Source organism: Pseudomonas sp. Larv2_ips (assembly GCF_963879675.1).
Lineage (GTDB): Bacteria > Pseudomonadota > Gammaproteobacteria > Pseudomonadales > Pseudomonadaceae > Aquipseudomonas.
Genome location: NZ_CAWOAW010000031.1, coordinates 407,118 through 422,701 on the forward strand (window position 1 = coordinate 407,118; position 15,584 = coordinate 422,701).

Annotated in this window: 16 protein-coding genes; 6 read left to right on the top strand and 10 right to left on the bottom strand. The window is 61.0% G+C overall.

What is annotated here, in order from left to right; translation table 11 throughout:
• Positions 1–68: 68 nt before the first annotated feature.
• The 3 genes from secB to AACV02_RS27405 are packed head-to-tail and all read right to left on the bottom strand — an operon-like array spanning position 69 to position 1,260.
• Positions 69–548, bottom strand: a complete 480-nt coding sequence (secB, locus tag AACV02_RS27395) for a protein-export chaperone SecB (RefSeq protein WP_106577478.1) — start codon at positions 546–548, stop codon at positions 69–71.
• A gap of 42 nt (positions 549–590) precedes the next feature.
• Positions 591–845: a glutaredoxin 3 gene (gene grxC / locus AACV02_RS27400; protein ID WP_053253893.1), complete on the bottom strand. Its 255-nt coding sequence runs from the start codon at positions 843–845 to the stop codon at positions 591–593.
• 1 nt (position 846) lies between these two features.
• Positions 847–1,260: a rhodanese-like domain-containing protein gene (locus AACV02_RS27405; RefSeq protein WP_078740246.1), complete on the bottom strand. Its 414-nt coding sequence runs from the start codon at positions 1,258–1,260 to the stop codon at positions 847–849.
• A gap of 151 nt (positions 1,261–1,411) precedes the next feature.
• Here AACV02_RS27405 and gpmI point away from each other — a divergent pair, with 151 nt between their 5' ends.
• The 4 genes from gpmI (at position 1,412) to AACV02_RS27425 (ending at position 6,614) form a co-directional block, all read left to right on the top strand.
• The gene (gene gpmI, locus AACV02_RS27410) at positions 1,412–2,938 is read left to right on the top strand and encodes a 2,3-bisphosphoglycerate-independent phosphoglycerate mutase (RefSeq protein WP_106577476.1); all 1,527 of its coding nucleotides are present in this window, start codon (positions 1,412–1,414) and stop codon (positions 2,936–2,938) included.
• Positions 2,939–3,196: 258 nt separating this feature from the next.
• Complete coding sequence (locus AACV02_RS27415) at positions 3,197–4,492, top strand: murein hydrolase activator EnvC family protein (RefSeq protein ID WP_106577475.1); 1,296 nt, start codon at positions 3,197–3,199, stop codon at positions 4,490–4,492.
• A gap of 30 nt (positions 4,493–4,522) precedes the next feature.
• Positions 4,523–5,839 carry a S41 family peptidase gene (locus AACV02_RS27420; protein ID WP_106577474.1) on the top strand — a complete coding sequence of 439 codons (1,317 nt, stop codon included), beginning with the start codon at positions 4,523–4,525 and terminating at the stop codon, positions 5,837–5,839.
• 1 nt (position 5,840) lies between these two features.
• Entirely contained in the window at positions 5,841–6,614 is a 774-nt protein-coding gene (locus tag AACV02_RS27425; RefSeq protein ID WP_119738116.1) for a divergent polysaccharide deacetylase family protein, read from the top strand.
• A gap of 279 nt (positions 6,615–6,893) precedes the next feature.
• Here the strand turns inward: AACV02_RS27425 and AACV02_RS27430 are convergent, their stop codons facing one another.
• The 6 genes from AACV02_RS27430 to hisB all read right to left on the bottom strand — a co-directional run bounded on the left by AACV02_RS27430 (position 6,894) and on the right by hisB (position 10,762).
• Positions 6,894–7,649, bottom strand: a complete 756-nt coding sequence (locus tag AACV02_RS27430) for a substrate-binding periplasmic protein (RefSeq protein ID WP_106577472.1) — start codon at positions 7,647–7,649, stop codon at positions 6,894–6,896.
• Between the two features lie 66 nt (positions 7,650–7,715).
• Positions 7,716–8,486: an imidazole glycerol phosphate synthase subunit HisF gene (gene hisF / locus AACV02_RS27435; RefSeq protein ID WP_003171107.1), complete on the bottom strand. Its 771-nt coding sequence runs from the start codon at positions 8,484–8,486 to the stop codon at positions 7,716–7,718.
• A gap of 9 nt (positions 8,487–8,495) precedes the next feature.
• Complete coding sequence (gene hisA / locus AACV02_RS27440; protein WP_057025453.1) at positions 8,496–9,233, bottom strand: 1-(5-phosphoribosyl)-5-[(5-phosphoribosylamino)methylideneamino]imidazole-4-carboxamide isomerase; 738 nt, start codon at positions 9,231–9,233, stop codon at positions 8,496–8,498.
• A 39-nt stretch (positions 9,234–9,272) separates the two neighbouring features.
• Positions 9,273–9,530 (bottom strand): DUF2164 domain-containing protein, encoded by a 258-nt coding sequence (locus tag AACV02_RS27445; RefSeq protein WP_106577470.1) that lies wholly within the window; start codon positions 9,528–9,530, stop codon positions 9,273–9,275.
• Positions 9,531–10,169 carry an imidazole glycerol phosphate synthase subunit HisH gene (gene hisH / locus AACV02_RS27450; RefSeq protein ID WP_119738118.1) on the bottom strand — a complete coding sequence of 213 codons (639 nt, stop codon included), beginning with the start codon at positions 10,167–10,169 and terminating at the stop codon, positions 9,531–9,533.
• A complete protein-coding gene (gene hisB, locus AACV02_RS27455) occupies positions 10,169–10,762 on the bottom strand; it encodes an imidazoleglycerol-phosphate dehydratase HisB (RefSeq protein ID WP_003218037.1) in 594 nt (197 codons plus the stop codon). The genes hisH and hisB overlap by 1 nt, the downstream gene beginning before the upstream one ends.
• A gap of 220 nt (positions 10,763–10,982) precedes the next feature.
• On the opposite strand from hisB, the gene AACV02_RS27460 reads away from it, so the two are divergent.
• Together AACV02_RS27460 and AACV02_RS27465 are read left to right on the top strand one after the other, a co-directional pair.
• The gene (locus AACV02_RS27460) at positions 10,983–12,239 is read left to right on the top strand and encodes an MASE1 domain-containing protein (RefSeq protein ID WP_106577468.1); all 1,257 of its coding nucleotides are present in this window, start codon (positions 10,983–10,985) and stop codon (positions 12,237–12,239) included.
• Between the two features lie 45 nt (positions 12,240–12,284).
• Positions 12,285–13,622, top strand: coding sequence for an HdeD family acid-resistance protein (locus tag AACV02_RS27465; protein ID WP_119738120.1), 1,338 nt, complete (start codon positions 12,285–12,287; stop codon positions 13,620–13,622).
• Between the two features lie 60 nt (positions 13,623–13,682).
• On the opposite strand, the gene AACV02_RS27470 is transcribed toward AACV02_RS27465, so the two are convergent.
• A complete protein-coding gene (locus AACV02_RS27470) occupies positions 13,683–15,344 on the bottom strand; it encodes an OFA family MFS transporter (RefSeq protein WP_106577466.1) in 1,662 nt (553 codons plus the stop codon).
• Positions 15,345–15,584 lie beyond the last annotated feature (240 nt).

A 15,584-nucleotide genomic window follows, 5' to 3' on the forward strand; every position in this document is an offset into this window, starting at 1 on the left:
AACTATGTGACTGATCCACCGCTATCGGGGGCAAGCCCCCTCCCACATTGGGTACTGCGTCGGGCCCATTACTGAACGGTCGACGAACCTTCTGTTTGCATGCGCTGCAGCTCTTGCGCGTACAGGGCATCGAAGTTCACCGGAGCCAGCATCAGCGCCGGGAACGAGCCACGGGTGACCAGGCTGTCCAGGGTCTCACGGGCATACGGGAACAGAATGTTCGGGCAGAACGCGCCCAGGGTGTGGCTCATTGAAGCTTCGTCCAGGCCCTGGATCAGGAAGATGCCGGCCTGTTGCACTTCAGCGATGAAGGCCACTTCTTCGCCGTTTTTGACGGTGACCGACAGGGTCAGCACGACTTCGTGGAAGTCGCCTTCCAGTGCCTTTTGACGGGTGTTCAGGTCCAGCGCAACGCTTGGGGTCCATTCCTGGCGGAAGATGGCCGGGCTTTTCGGCGCTTCGAACGACAGGTCACGCACGTAGATCCGCTGCAGCGAGAATTGTGGGCCTTGGTCTTGCGCTGCTTCGGTGTTCTGTTGGTCAGTCATCGCAGATCCTTCTTGATCTTGGGGTCTTTTAGGGGTTAGGAGTCAGACGAGCAGCAGCGCATCAAGCTTACCGGCGCGCTCTAGGGCGAACAGGTCATCGCAACCACCGACATGCTTGTCGCCGATCCAGATCTGCGGCACGGACGTGCGTCCCGCTTTCTTGGTCATCTCGGCGCGCACCTGGGGCTTGCCATCGACCTTGATCTCTTCGAAGGCAACGCCCTTTTTCTCCAGCAGAGCCTTGGCTCGCATGCAGTAAGGGCAATAATCGCTGGAATAAACGACAACCTGGCTCATATCACTTCACCAGCGGCAGGTTATCGGCCTTCCAGCTGCCGATACCGCCGGACAGTTTGGCGGCGGTGAAACCGGTCTTGAGCATCTCGCGGGCGTGGGTGCCGGCGTGCTGGCCTTGGGCGTCGACCAGAATGATGGTCTTGGCTTTGTATTTTTCCAGCTCGGGCAAGCGTGCGATCAGCTTGTCCTGCGGAATGTTCAGGGCGCCGACGATATGGCCGGCGGCAAAATCCTTGGCCGGGCGAATATCCACGACAACGGCCTCATCCTTGTTGACCAGCGCGGTCAGCTCCGACGTGCTCAGGCTGCGGCCACCGCGGCTCATTTCATGAGCGATCAGCAGCGCCAGCAGGATGACGAAGGCACCCGCGAGCAGGTAGTGGGCAGTGGCAAATGCAATCAGGTGATCAACCATCAAGGAGGTTCCAGGGCGTTAAAATGGCGGTAAGTATACACAGCCGTCAGGGGGGGCCAACCCCCGTAAAGCGGTGACGTGGTCGGAACTTCGCTTTAAACTGCTACTCCCTTTTAGATTGCCTTCCTTTATTACCGCCGCGAGAGGATCTATGACTACTACGCCTAAACCTTTGGTCCTGATAATTCTCGATGGCTTCGGACACAGTGAAAGCCACCACGACAACGCCGTGTACTCGGCCAAGAAGCCGGTACTCGACCGCCTGACCGCCACAGTACCCAACGGATTGATCTCCGGTTCCGGTATGGACGTAGGCCTGCCGGACGGCCAGATGGGCAACTCGGAAGTCGGCCACATGAACCTCGGCGCCGGACGAGTGGTATACCAAGACTTCACACGCGTGACCAAATCGATCCGTGACGGCGAGTTCTTCGAGAACCCGGCCATTTGCGCGGCGGTGGATAAAGCAGTTGCGGCCGGCAAGGCCGTGCACTTCATGGGCCTGCTGTCCGACGGCGGTGTACACAGCCACCAGGACCACCTGGTCGCCATGGCCGAGCTGGCGTTCAAGCGCGGCGCCGACAAAATTTACCTGCACGCTTTCCTCGACGGCCGCGACACCCCGCCAAAAAGCGCCCAGTCGTCCATTGAACTGCTCGACGCCACCTTCGCCGCCCTCGGCAAAGGCCGCATCGCCAGCCTGGTCGGCCGTTACTTCGCCATGGACCGCGATAACCGCTGGGACCGCGTGGCCCAGGCCTACAACCTGATCGTCGACGGCCAGGCCGAATTCAACGCGGCTACCGCCCAGGAAGGCTTGCAAGCCGCCTACGCCCGAGGCGAGAGCGATGAATTCGTCAAAGCCACCACCATCGGCGAGCCAGTAAAAGTCGAAGACGGCGACGCCGTGGTATTCATGAATTTCCGCGCCGACCGTGCCCGTGAGCTGAGCCACGTATTCGTCGATGCCGGCTTCAAGGACTTCGAGCGCGCCCGTCAGCCAAAGGCCGAGTTCGTGATGCTCACCCAATACGCTGCCAACATCCCGGCCCCGTCAGCGTTCGCGCCGGGCAGCCTGGAAAACGTGCTGGGCGATTACCTGGCCAAGAACGGCAAGACCCAGCTGCGCATCGCCGAAACCGAAAAATACGCTCACGTCACTTTCTTCTTCTCCGGCGGGCGTGAAGAACCGTTCCCGGGCGAAGAACGCATCCTCATTCCATCGCCAAAAGTCGCCACCTACGACCTGCAGCCGGAAATGAGCGCGCCGGAAGTGACCGACAAAATCGTCGATGCCATCGAACACCAGCGTTACGACGTGATCGTGGTCAACTACGCCAACGGCGACATGGTTGGCCACAGCGGCAACCTGGAAGCGGCCGTAAAAGCCGTGGAATGCCTGGACCTGTGCGTCGGCCGCATCGTCGACGCCCTGGACAAAGTCGGCGGCGAAGCGCTGATCACCGCTGACCACGGTAACTGCGAGCAGATGTCGGATGAATCCACCGGCCAGGCCCACACCGCGCACACCACCGAGCCCGTGCCGTTCATCTATGTCGGCAAGCGCGACTTCAAAGTGCGGCACGGCGGCGTGCTGGCCGATGTGGCGCCGACCATGTTGATGCTGATGGGGCTGGAGAAGCCGAAGGAAATGACCGGCACTTCGATTCTGGTTTGATCCCCAGCATCACCGCAAAACAGTGTGGGAGGGGGCTTGCCCCCGATTACGGTGGGTCAGCTGACACCTAGGTGGCTTATACACCGCTATCGGGGGCAAGCCCCCTCCCGCATTGGATCTCCTGTGTTTGGTCGATATCTTTTCGCCATACCACCGCCACTCGGCACCTATCTTGCCTTCCAGCCCGAATTGGGCGTTTTTTTTGCGGCGCTTGGCGGGCATACTAGGCCGTCCCTTTCCCTGGTGTCGCCCGCCTCTATGCTTCGCGCCTTGATTACCCTCGCTCTAGTCTGCCTGCTCCAACCGGCATTTGCCGATGAGCGCGCACAAACCCAACAACAGTTGGACGCTACGCGTCAGGACATTACCGAGCTGAAGAAACTGCTCGGCAAGCTCCAGGAAGAGAAATCCGGGGTGCAGAAAGACCTGCGCGGTACCGAAACCGAGATGGGCAAGCTCGAGAAGCAGGTCCAGGAGCTACAAAAAGAATTAAAGAAGAGCGAGTCGGAACTGGAGCGACTCGACGCTGAGAAAAAAAAACTCCAGAGCGCACGCGTTGAACAGCAACGCCTGATTGCGATCCAGGCCCGCGCCGCGTACCAGAGCGGCCGCCAGGAATACCTCAAGCTGCTGCTCAACCAGCAGAACCCGGAAAAATTCGCGCGTACCCTTACCTATTACGACTACCTGAGCAAGGCACGCCTGGCGCAATTGAAGGGCTTTAACGAAACCCTGCGCCAGCTGGCCAACGTCGAGCAGGAAATCGCCGACCAGCAGTCGCAACTGCTCGACCAGAAAACCGCCCTCGATACCCAGCGCGACCAGCTGGACAAGGTACGCAAAGAGCGCCAGCTAGCCCTGGCCAAGCTCAACGACGATGTGAAAGCCCGCGACGCCAAGCTGCAGGCCCGCGAGCAAGACCAGGCTGACCTGGGCAAAGTGCTCAAAACCATCGAGGAAACCCTGGCTCGCCAGGCACGTGAGGCCGAAGAAGCGCGGCAGAAAGCGCTGATCGCCCAGCAGGAAGCGGAAAAAAAGCGTCAGCGTGAAGCCGAACTGGCCGCCACCACCGACGCTCCGGCCCCACGCAAACCGGCGCACGCAGCGCCTGGCCCGCTGGTTTCCAGCGCCGGCGAGTCGTTCGGCGGACCTTTTGCTTCAGCGCGTGGAAAACTTCCATGGCCTGTTGATGGTCGACTACTGGCACGCTTCGGTGAAACCCGAGGTGACGATACCCGCGCCAAATGGGACGGGGTCATGATCAGCGCTGCCGCCGGCAGCCAGGTTCATGCCGTTCACGGTGGGCGCGTGGTGTTTGCCGATTGGCTGCGCGGTGCCGGTTTGTTGGTGATTCTTGACCACGGTAATGGCTATTTGAGTCTTTACGGCCACAATCAGACTTTACTCAAGTCGGCAGGTGATGTTGTAAAAGCCGGTGAATCCATCTCCACTGTCGGTAACAGTGGTGGCCAGGACACGCCGGCGCTGTACTTCGCTATTCGTCAGCAGGGCCGCCCGAGCGACCCTGCACAATGGTGCCGTTCCCAAGGATAGGGCCGCATCTACATTAGGAGTTCGTTCGACATGCTGCATTTGTCCCGCCTCACATCGCTGGCCCTGACGATCGCCCTGGTGATCGGCGCGCCTCTGGCTTTTGCCGACCAGGCCGCCGGGGCTGCACCCGCTGCCACGGCTGCGACCACCAAGGCCCCGCTGCCGCTGGACGAGCTGCGTACCTTTGCCGAGGTCATGGACCGGATCAAGGCAGCCTATGTCGAACCCGTAGACGATAAAACCCTGCTGGAAAATGCCATTAAAGGCATGCTCAGCAACCTCGACCCGCACTCCGCTTACCTGGGCCCGGAAGATTTTGCCGAGTTGCAGGAAAGCACCAGCGGCGAGTTCGGCGGCCTGGGCATCGAAGTCGGCTCCGAAGACGGCCAGATCAAAGTGGTCTCGCCGATTGACGACACCCCGGCGTCCAAGGCCGGCATCCAGGCCGGCGACCTGATCGTGAAGATCAACGGTCAGCCGACACGCGGCCAAACCATGACCGAAGCGGTCGACAAGATGCGTGGCAAGCTCGGCCAGAAAATCACCCTGACCCTGGTGCGCGACGGCGGCAACCCGTTTGACGTGACGCTGGCCCGCGCGACCATCACGGTCAAGAGCGTGAAGAGCCAACTGCTGGAGTCCGGCTACGGCTACATCCGCATCACCCAGTTCCAGGTCAAGACCGGCGACGAAGTGGCCAAGGCCTTGGCCAAGCTGCGCAAAGACAACGGCAAGAAACTCAACGGCATCGTGCTCGACCTGCGTAACAACCCAGGCGGCGTGTTGCAGTCTGCGGTGGAAGTGGTCGACCACTTCATCACCAAGGGCCTGATCGTTTACACCAAAGGCCGCATCGCCAACTCCGAGTTGCGCTTCTCGGCCACCGGCAATGACTTGAGCGAAGGCGTGCCATTGGCTGTATTGATCAACGGCGGCAGCGCCTCGGCGTCGGAAATCGTCGCCGGTGCCCTGCAAGACCAGAAACGCGGCGTGCTGATGGGCACCACCAGCTTCGGCAAAGGCTCGGTACAAACCGTATTGCCGCTGAACAATGACCGCGCATTGAAGATCACCACAGCGCTGTACTACACGCCGAACGGCCGTTCGATTCAGGCGCAGGGCATCGTCCCGGACATCGAAGTGCGTAAAGCCAAGATCACCAACGAGATCGACAGCGAATACTACAAAGAGGCCGACCTGCAAGGTCACCTGGGCAATGGCAACGGCGGTGCCGACCAGCCAACCGGCAGCGGCGCCAAAGCCAAGCCGATGCCGCAGGACGACGACTACCAACTGGCCCAGGCGCTGAGCCTGCTGAAAGGCCTGAGCATCACGCGCAGCCGTTGATATGCGTTTTGTTCTGATCATCGCCCTGCTGTGCAGCCTGGCAGGCGTCGCCCACGCGACGCCTGACGGCGAGCCACACAAAGCCTACCTGACCCTCATCATCGACGACCTGGGGCAAAACCTGCCCCGGGATCGTCGCGTGCTGGCCCTGCCCGGGCCGGTGACCACCGCGGTGATGCCGGACACGCCCCACGCCGCCGAATTCGCCCGCGAAGCGCACAAGGCCGGCAAGATTGTGATCCTGCACATGCCCATGGACCCGGCCACCGGCCCGTTCGCCTGGCACCCCGAGCTGCCGATCGAAGAACTTGGCAAACGCCTGGACGCCGCGTTCAAGGCCGTGCCCTACACCGCTGGCATCAACAACCATATGGGCAGCCGCATGACTGCCCAACGGGACGCCATGGCCTGGTTGATGGGCGAACTGCAGCGGCGTAACAAGTTCTTTGTCGACAGCCGCACCAGCGCGCAAACCGTCGCCGCCGCCGAAGCGCAAAAGATTGGTTTGGCGCATGTCTCGCGGGATGTGTTCCTCGATGACGAGCGCACCGAGGCGGCCATTACCACGCAGCTGCAAACCGCGATCAAGCTGGCGCACAAGCAGGGCTCAGTGGTGATGATCGGCCACCCCTATCCGCAGACGCTGGCGGTGCTGGAGCGCGAGTTGCCCAAGCTCAAGGCTCAGGGAATCGACTGGATTGATATCAAGCTGATGATCAGCGTGCGCGGCAATCAGGCCATGGCCGGGCATGGCAAGAACGGTCAGTACCGTTAGATAAGGTGGCGACATTCCATGTGGGAGCGGGCTTGCTCGCGAAGGCGGTGGGTCAGTCAACCAATTGAGTGGCTGACACTCCGCTTTCGCGAGCAAGCCCGCTCCCACATTTTTGACCGTGGTTTTCCCGCTGATTGCAGTGCGCCGCATGGGTGCATTTGAAATGCAGTATTCGCGGTGGGAGCTGGCTTGCCTGTGATAGCAGTCTTTCAATGACACCTATTTCAGCTGAACCACCGCTATCGCAGGCAAGCCAGCTCCCACAGTAGTTCTTGCCAGTTAGAGGTAGCGCGCCATGATCTCGTCGATTACGCCGTCTTTGCGCAGCTGATCCAGCGCGGCCTGAAGCTTGGCGACCAGTTCGTCCGGCACGTCCTTGTTCAGCGCGAGGTAGAGTTGCGCGCTATTGAAGCGCAACACGGTCTTGAGCCCCGTCACGCCTACCTGACGCGCCAGGTAGCGCCCAGCCGGATCGCCCGTCGCCCATAGATCGATCTGGCCATCCATGAGTTTTTGCGCGTTGTCCTGGTCGCGTAACACCACCAGCGGATTGAGGCCCTGCTTCTCCAGGGTTTCGGCAATGGCGTCGCCCTTGTAGGCGCCAATCTTGTAGCGACGGGCGTGCTCAAGATCCGCCAGCTCTATCTTGCTGTCAGCCTTGGCCAGCATCACCCAATCGTCCGGGCCGATCGGGCCGACCCACTTGAACAGGGCTTCACGGTCCGGCAGGCGCGCCATCACGAATACGCCATAGCCAGGTTTTTCCAGGGCGAGCTTGTAGATTCGCTCCCAAGGAAAACGCAGGGTCAGGTTGTAGGAAATGCCGGCACGCTTGAAGGTCTCGCGCACGATGTCCACGGCGATGCCTTCGATGTTCTCGTCCTTGGCGAAGTTCTTGCCGTTTTTTGCCATGTTGTACGGCGGGAAGTTTTCCGTCAGCAACACCAAAGAGGCGTCCGACGGTTCTTCGGCACGGGCCGAGCCTGCCAAAAGCATGGAAGAACTGGCGAGGGCGAGCAGCAGGTGTTTGAACATGAAAGTTACCGGAATCCATGGCAAGCGCAGAGAGTGCCGCGCGCTCGCCATGGTGTCCAGCAGCGTTTAGCGAACGACGATACCGCGCGCCGCCATGTAGGCCTTGGCCTCCGGAACGGTGTATTCGCCAAAGTGGAAAATGCTTGCCGCCAGCACCGCACTGGCGTGGCCTTCGATCACGCCGTCGGCCAGGTGCTGCAGGTTGCCGACACCGCCGGACGCAATGACCGGAATGCCCAGCGCATCGCTGATGGCGCGGGTCACGCCGAGGTCGAAGCCGTTTTTCATGCCGTCCTGGTCCATGCTGGTCAGCAGGATTTCACCGGCGCCCAGGCCTTCCATCTTCATCGCCCACTCCACTGCGTCCAGCCCGGTAGGTTTGCGACCGCCGTGGGTGAAGATCTCCCAACGCGGGGTTTCGCCAGGCCCGGAGACTTTCTTGGCGTCGATGGCGACCACGATGCATTGCGACCCGAAGTGCTGCGCGGCTTCGCCGACAAACTCCGGGTTGAACACGGCGGCGGTGTTGATCGAGACCTTGTCCGCGCCGGCATTGAGCAGGTTGCGGATGTCTTGCACGGTGCGCACGCCACCGCCCACGGTCAGCGGGATAAACACCTGGCTGGCCATGCGCTCCACAGTATGCAGCGTGGTGTCACGGCCATCGACGCTGGCGGTGATGTCGAGAAAGGTAATCTCGTCGGCACCTTGCTCATCGTAGCGACGGGCGATTTCCACCGGGTCGCCGGCGTCACGGATGTTCTCGAACTTGACGCCCTTGACCACGCGACCGTTGTCGACGTCCAGGCAAGGGATGATGCGTTTGGCCAGCGCCATGGTCAGTCCTCAGCCGTTGTAGGCATCGCAGTAAGCCTGGGCTTCGGCGACGTCCAGGGTACCTTCATAAATCGCGCGGCCGGTGATGGCGCCGATGATGCCAGGCGCCTTGGCGTCCAGCAGCGACTTGATGTCGCCCAGGTTGTGGATACCACCGGAAGCGATCACTGGAATCTTGGTGGCGGCAGCCAACGCGGCGGTGAACGGCACGTTGCAGCCCTGCATCATGCCGTCTTTGGCGATGTCGGTATAAACGATGGCGGACACGCCGTCGGCCTCGAACTGCTTGGCCAGGTCGATCACTTGCACGGTGCTGATTTCAGCCCAGCCGTCGGTGGCGACGAAGCCGTCCTTGGCATCCAGGCCGACAATCACCTTGCCCGGGAACGCGCGGCAGGCTTGGGCAACGAACGCCGGGTCCTTCACGGCCTTGGTGCCGATGATCACGTAGCTCACGCCAGCCTTGACGTAGTGCTCGATGGTTTCCAGGGAGCGAATGCCGCCGCCGATCTGGATCGGCAGGTTAGGGTAGCGCTTGGCAATGGCGGTCACCACCTCACCGTTGACCGGCTGGCCTTCGAAGGCGCCGTTCAAGTCCACCAGATGCAGACGACGGCAACCACCTTCTACCCATTTGGCAGCCATGCTCACCGGGTCATCGGAGAACACGGTGGAGTCTTCCATGCGGCCTTGGCGCAGGCGTACACAAGCGCCGTCCTTGAGATCGATAGCGGGGATAATCAGCATCTGGCAAACCTTATTCGATATTCAGCAATGCTTGGGAAATCAGGGTTTCTCAAGCGACCACAAGTCGCTTTCGATGCTTTCGAACCTTTCTTTAAGGAGCGTCTGCGTGTCGAAAATCGCCCTGTTGTAATAGTGCGGCGCTACTTCGGTGGTGAACAGCTCAAGAAGCTCGGCGACCTCGAACGAGCCCAACTTGAGCTCAAAGCGGTCTTCCATGAAGCGCTTGATCTTGAGCGTCGCCTCACGCTCCTGTTCGGGCGTGAGGTTCAAGATCGGCACTTTCGGCTTCTTGGCCATTTACCACCGGCCATCCCACGCGGCGAAGTTCTGCAGCAATTGCAGGCCATGGGTATGGCTCTTCTCCGGGTGGAATTGCACGGCAAAACGCGAACCTTCGGCCAGCGCTGCGGCGAAGTCGACGCCGTAGTGCCCGCCACCGACCACCTGACGCGGGTTACCGGCGGCGATGTAGTAGCTGTGCACAAAGTAGAAACGCGCCATGTCCGGGATTTCGTGCCACAGCGGGTGGTCGACGGTGCGACGCACCTCGTTCCAGCCCATGTGCGGGACTTTCAAGTGCTCGCCGTCTTCGTGCAGGTCCTTGCCAAAGAACTTCACCTGGCCTGGAAACAGGCCGATGCAGTCAACGCCGGCGTTCTCTTCGCTGCGCTCAAGCAAGGCTTGCATGCCCACGCAGATGCCGAGGAACGGGCGGTCCTGGCTGACTTCGCGCACCAGGTTGTCAAAGCCCAGGCGGCGGATCTCGGCCATGCAATCGCGAATCGCGCCAACCCCAGGAAATACCACCCGGTCGGCTTCGCGAATCACGTTGGCGTCACTGGTGATCAGCACCTTGCCGGCGCCTACGTGCTCGAGGGCCTTGGCCACCGAGTGCAGGTTACCCATGCCGTAATCGATAACCGCGACCGTCTGCATTACAGAACGCCCTTGGTCGAGGGCATTTGCCCGGCCATGCGGTCATCCAGCTCCACGGCCATGCGCAGCGCGCGGCCGAAAGCCTTGAACACGGTTTCGATCTGGTGGTGGGTGTTGGTGCCGCGCAGGTTGTCGATGTGCAGGCTGACGAGGGCGTGGTTGACGAAGCCCTGGAAGAATTCCTGGAACAGGTCAACGTCGAAGCCGCCCACGGTGGCGCGGGTGTAGGGCACGTGCATCTGCAGGCCTGGGCGGCCGGAGAAGTCGATGACTACGCGCGACAGCGCTTCGTCCAGCGGGACATAGGCGTGGCCGTAGCGACGGATGCCTTTTTTGTCGCCGATGGCTTTGGCAAAAGCCTGGCCCAACGTGATACCGACGTCTTCCACCGTGTGGTGGTCGTCGATATGCAGGTCGCCCTTGCTGACGATATCCAGGTCGATCAGCCCGTGACGGGCGATCTGGTCCAGCATGTGCTCAAGAAAAGGTACACCGATATCAAATCGGGCCTTTCCGGTGCCATCCAGGTTGATCGAGGCTTTGATCTGGGTTTCCAGAGTGTCGCGCTCGACGGACGCCTTACGTTCGGCCATCACCAGCTCCGCAAAATCATTGGGCGAAAAAGGCAGCCATTATAGGGGCGCGGGCGCTAAACAGAAACATCGAAGGGGATAAGACTGATGGAGTGTCGGCGATAGACATGTGCGTACAAGTGCGTGCTCCAGGATGGTGCGCGCGGCATATTAGCCAAATGCCAGCGCCGGCTTCGCTGTAACATGAGCGCTACGTTTGAAACCTGATGAATACTGAACAGTGACGATACCCAGAGTCTTACGGCGCAGCGGCATTCTCCTCCTGTGGGCGCTGACCTACTACGTCACCGGCATGGCCTCGCTGGCCTTTGATGACCCCGTCTCGAAGATGGCGATTATCTGGTTTCCGGCGGGCGTCTCGGTGTCGGCCTTCCTGAGCTCGCGCCGTGCTCACTGGCCGATGCTGTTCCTTGTGTTGTTGATCGCGCGGGTGCTGCTCGGTGCGCACGGCTGGGAGGAGTCACCGGCCGCCATCGCGCTGTCGGCTGAGGCGCTGGCAGGTTCGATTGCCATTGCCTGGCTGGTACGGCGCTTCGCGCGCCGTGGCGACGACCTGCACGCCATCGTGCTGTGGTTGCTGGCGACCGTGGCCATTTGTGGCGTACAGGCGCTGATCAGGAAGGGTTGGCTGATGCTGGCCGGGGAAACATCACCCCATACGCTGATGACCAACTGGATGTCTGGCGTTAACGGCGTGTTCTTTGCGACCGTCGTGGTCATGAACGTGCTGAACAGCAACTTGCGCGAATTTCCCACCAGCGCGCGGGAGAAACTCGCCGGCGCAGGGTGGCTGCTGCTGCTCGCATTGAATACCTGGTACGTCTTCGGGGCCGCGCCGCACTGGCTCACCAGCATGCTGGACACCGATGCCGGCGCCGCGGTGTATTTCATCCTGGCCTGCCTGCCGATCGCCCTCGCCCTTGCTGTGTGCGTGACCTGGCGCAGCCCTGGCGGCTCAATCGCGCTGCTGGTGCTGGGCAGCATCGTGGTCAATTACACCGATCAGAAGACCGGGCCGTTTTATGTGCCGGGCCTGCTCGAAGGCGAGCCTCTGCTGCTTGCGCAAAGCTACTTGTCCATTACCGCCCTGCTGGTGGTGGTGATACGCCTGATGACGCAATCGGCCAAGCCCTACGACCCGCAAACCGGGCGGCTGGGGGGCGACGGCGTGATGTACCAGTTGCATCCCGAAACAGGCGACATCCTCTGGGACGACAACCTTGATTCGCTACTGGATATCGGCACCCGGCCCCTGGGCACCATCGAGCAGGTGCTGGCGCGCGTGCACCCCGAGGACCGTGAAAAACTCAAACAGCACTGGTCGCCGGACACCCGTACCCACGCCTCATCGCTGGCCTTTCGCATCGACAAAGGTAACGGTGACTGGCTGACCCTTTACGACCAAAGCCCCGGCGCCATGCGCGATGCCAGGGGCCAAGTATTTGTCGGCAACTGGCAAAGCAGTCGCTATTGCTGAACCTTTGCCCTTTGCCGACCAGCGTCTACCTGTACGAGTACCTTCATGATTCAGATTGCTTTACTGCTGTTCGGCGTTGAATTCGTCCGATCCAAATTCTGGTTTCTCGGCCTGATCGGTATCGTATGGGGCGTGATGGGCGTTGGCGTGATGATCGACGGCCTGGATGGCGAGTTGTACTTTCCGCTGCGCGCGTTCGGCTTGCTGTTGCTGCTGGAAAGCATTGTCACCCTGAGCGTGGCCGCCAGCGGCGTAGGTACTCAGCGCGCCGTGCTGTATTTCAAGGGCGGGATTTGCTTTTTTGTCGCGGTATTGATCCTCGCCGACAAGGTCTACAGCAACCTGCTGCTGGCGATCATTTTTGGCTTTACCTATTTTGTGATCGGCCTGCTGACCATCACCTCAGCCTGGGTCGTCAGGTTCCCGCGCTGGCGATCATCGTTGATCAGCGGCGGCGCCCAAGTGGTATTCGCCGGGTTGCTGGTCAGCCCCTACCCCATCGCCAACAGTGCCACCGTGTCTTTTTTTCTTGGCGCGCTGATGATCGTCAGCGGCCTGAACACGGTACGCATTGCGCGTCGCGTCAGGCGATTGCGCCATGGCACCTCGACGTTCGAGCTGCTTGCGCCCAGGGATCTGCTATCGGATTTCAAGAAGCTGCCGCCGCAGGAACCGCCGCCGCAGCTTGAGCCGGAGCCTGCCTGCACCGATCCACTGGTGGTGCATATCTGGACGCCGGAAGGCACCGCCAGCGCAACCACCATTCCCCGCCCGATCATCAATCGCTACATCGCGGCCGTGGACGCACAAGGTGTGATTTCAACCGGGCACGCTGCCCTTGAACTGTCGCCGTCGGTGTACCTGAGCCTGTATCCGGTGGCAGACATCGATCGCTCACCGTCAGAGTTTTTCCGTATCCTCAAGGCCACCCGCAACAATGACGTGCCGGGCACCTTCCAGCCGGACTACGCCACCGAAGTGGCCAACTGGTGCGATTCGGACCGCAAGATCATTTTTCACCGGTACAGCCGCAAGGCGTTGATTGAGTTTTCCAATAACTATCGCCAACAGGCCACTTACAACCTGACCTACCGCAACTGCTCGAGCAGCGTGGCATTTGCCTTGGAAGCCTCGATGGATGGGGTATTGGCGGAACGCTCGCGACGCTGGCGGTCGGTGTTGCAGACCCTGCTCATGCCGGAACTGTGGATTGCCGCGCAAGTACGCAAGCGCGCCATGACCATGGCCTGGACACCCGGCCTGGTGATGGATTACGCACGAGCCTTGCGGGTGATCGTGCATCCGGTGCCGCGGCCATGGTTTCAACGCATCCCATGGCGCGGTCAATCAACCAAAGCCTTGCCTGACAAGAAGCAGGATTAGCCCGCGCCGGCTGCCCGAGGCCCGCTCACCTTGCGTGAGCGGGCACTGGGGAACGGTCTGTCAGTGGAACAATACCGCGGTCTTCTGCAGGGTCACCCACACACCCCACGCCAACGGAATACCCACCGCCAGCCACGCCACGATGGCCAATGGCACGCTGGCGGAAGAGGCCTTCCACTCCAGCGAGGTAGAGGCAGTGGCGCCTTTGTCATGGCCCAGCGCCTGTTCGGCAGCCAGTTCCGCGTCGGTCATGAAGTACTTGTCGGCCACCGGGCGCACCAGCAGGTTGCAGATGAAACCCAGCACCAGCAGGCCGGCGAGGATGTACAAGGTGATGTCGTACGCCGCGGCACGTTCAACGCCGATGCTCAGCTGATACTCACGCAGGTAGTTGACCAGCACCGGGCCCAACACGCCCGCCGCCGCCCAAGCGGTCAACAGGCGACCGTGGATCGCGCCGACCATCTGGGTGCCGAACAGGTCGGCCAGGTAGGCCGGAACGGTCGCAAAACCGCCGCCGTACATCGACAGGACGATGCAGAACGCCGCCACGAACAGCGCCACGTTGCCCAGGTGCCCCAGATTCGGGATCAGCGCGTAGAGGGCAAAGCCCAGGGCGAAGAACACGAAGTAGGTATTTTTACGGCCCAGGTAGTCGGAGAACGACGCCCAGAAGAACCGCCCACCGATGTTGAACAGGCTCAACAAGCCGGTGAAGCCTGCGGCGATGGCCGCGATGGACGCCAATTGCCCGGCATCCAGTTGGCCGAACGGCACATCCACACCCAACAACTTGCCACCGAACACTTCCTGCAGCAGCGGCGACGCCATGCCGAGAATGCCGATACCGGCAGACACGTTCAGGCACAGCACCAGCCACACCAGGCGGAATTGCGGGGTTTTCCACGCCACGTTCACGTGAACGTGACGGTGGGTGATCATCGCATTGGCGGCTTTTTTTACCGGCGCGGTCCAGCCCTCAGGCTTCCAGCCGGTTGGCGGAACGCGGTAGGACAAGGCGCCGCCGATCATGAACACGAAGTAGATCACGGCCATGACCACGAAGCTCTGCCACACGCCAACGCTGGTCGGCGAAGCGAAGTGGCCCATCAGGGCGGCTGCCAACGGAGCACCAACCATCGCGCCGCCGCCGAAACCCATGATCGCCATGCCGGTAGCCATGCCGCGTTTGTCCGGGAACCATTTGATCAGGGTCGACACGGGCGAAATGTAGCCCAGGCCCAGGCCGATACCGCCGATCACGCCGGAGCCGATCCACATCAGCCAGATCTGGTGGGTATAGATGCCCAACGCCGAGATCAACAGACCGCCACACCAGCACAAGGCCGATACAACGCCGGCTTTACGTGGCCCGGCATGTTCCAGCCAGCCGCCCCAGATCGCTGCGGAGCAACCCAGGAAGATGAAGAACAGCGTGTAGATCCAGCCCAGCATGGAGATGGGCCAGTCGCATTGGGACGAGAACACTTGTGTGATGAAGCTCATGTCCGGCGCGCAGGCGACCGGTGCAGTGATACCCAGCGCCTTGGACAGCGGCAGCCAAAACACCGAGAACCCGTAGGCCATGCCGATGCAGAGGTGGATGGCCAGAGCGGCCGGTGGCACCAGCCAGCGGTTGAACCCTGGCTTGGCGATAATGCGTTCCTTGGACAGGAACGCAGGCTGTGCGGCATTACTACCCGCCGCAGTGCTTGTGCTCATTGGTGTTTCCCCCAGTTATTAGTATGTGTCCGTCAGGCGCTCTCTCCCTCGGCCTTGCACGCAGAGCGTTGGCCGTTGTTGTTGAGTAAAGCTCCTTTTGAGCGCGACGCTGTGTCGCAGACGACAGACGAACCCGCGCAGATTAGCACCAGTGGATGACAGAAAAACCAAACTGATATCACCTTTTTCACGCAACCTGCTCTGTTGGGCGGCAAAATCCGATTTTGCTGCGCCTAGATA

Coding starts and splice junctions, on each gene's coding strand:
- hisA (WP_057025453.1), bottom strand. CDS start 9,233: ATGCTGATTATCCCCGCTATCGATCTCAAGGACGGCGCTTGTGTACGC.
- AACV02_RS27445 (WP_106577470.1), bottom strand. CDS start 9,530: ATGGCCAAGAAGCCGAAAGTGCCGATCTTGAACCTCACGCCCGAACAG.
- AACV02_RS27465 (WP_119738120.1), top strand. CDS start 12,285: ATGATTCAGATTGCTTTACTGCTGTTCGGCGTTGAATTCGTCCGATCC.
- AACV02_RS27430 (WP_106577472.1), bottom strand. CDS start 7,649: ATGTTCAAACACCTGCTGCTCGCCCTCGCCAGTTCTTCCATGCTTTTG.
- grxC (WP_053253893.1), bottom strand. CDS start 845: ATGAGCCAGGTTGTCGTTTATTCCAGCGATTATTGCCCTTACTGCATG.
- AACV02_RS27405 (WP_078740246.1), bottom strand. CDS start 1,260: ATGGTTGATCACCTGATTGCATTTGCCACTGCCCACTACCTGCTCGCG.
- AACV02_RS27420 (WP_106577474.1), top strand. CDS start 4,523: ATGCTGCATTTGTCCCGCCTCACATCGCTGGCCCTGACGATCGCCCTG.
- AACV02_RS27425 (WP_119738116.1), top strand. CDS start 5,841: ATGCGTTTTGTTCTGATCATCGCCCTGCTGTGCAGCCTGGCAGGCGTC.
- hisB (WP_003218037.1), bottom strand. CDS start 10,762: ATGGCCGAACGTAAGGCGTCCGTCGAGCGCGACACTCTGGAAACCCAG.
- AACV02_RS27415 (WP_106577475.1), top strand. CDS start 3,197: ATGCTTCGCGCCTTGATTACCCTCGCTCTAGTCTGCCTGCTCCAACCG.
- hisH (WP_119738118.1), bottom strand. CDS start 10,169: ATGCAGACGGTCGCGGTTATCGATTACGGCATGGGTAACCTGCACTCG.
- hisF (WP_003171107.1), bottom strand. CDS start 8,486: ATGGCGCTGGCCAAACGCATCATCCCTTGCCTGGACGTCGACAACGGT.
- AACV02_RS27470 (WP_106577466.1), bottom strand. CDS start 15,344: ATGAGCACAAGCACTGCGGCGGGTAGTAATGCCGCACAGCCTGCGTTC.
- secB (WP_106577478.1), bottom strand. CDS start 548: ATGACTGACCAACAGAACACCGAAGCAGCGCAAGACCAAGGCCCACAA.
- gpmI (WP_106577476.1), top strand. CDS start 1,412: ATGACTACTACGCCTAAACCTTTGGTCCTGATAATTCTCGATGGCTTC.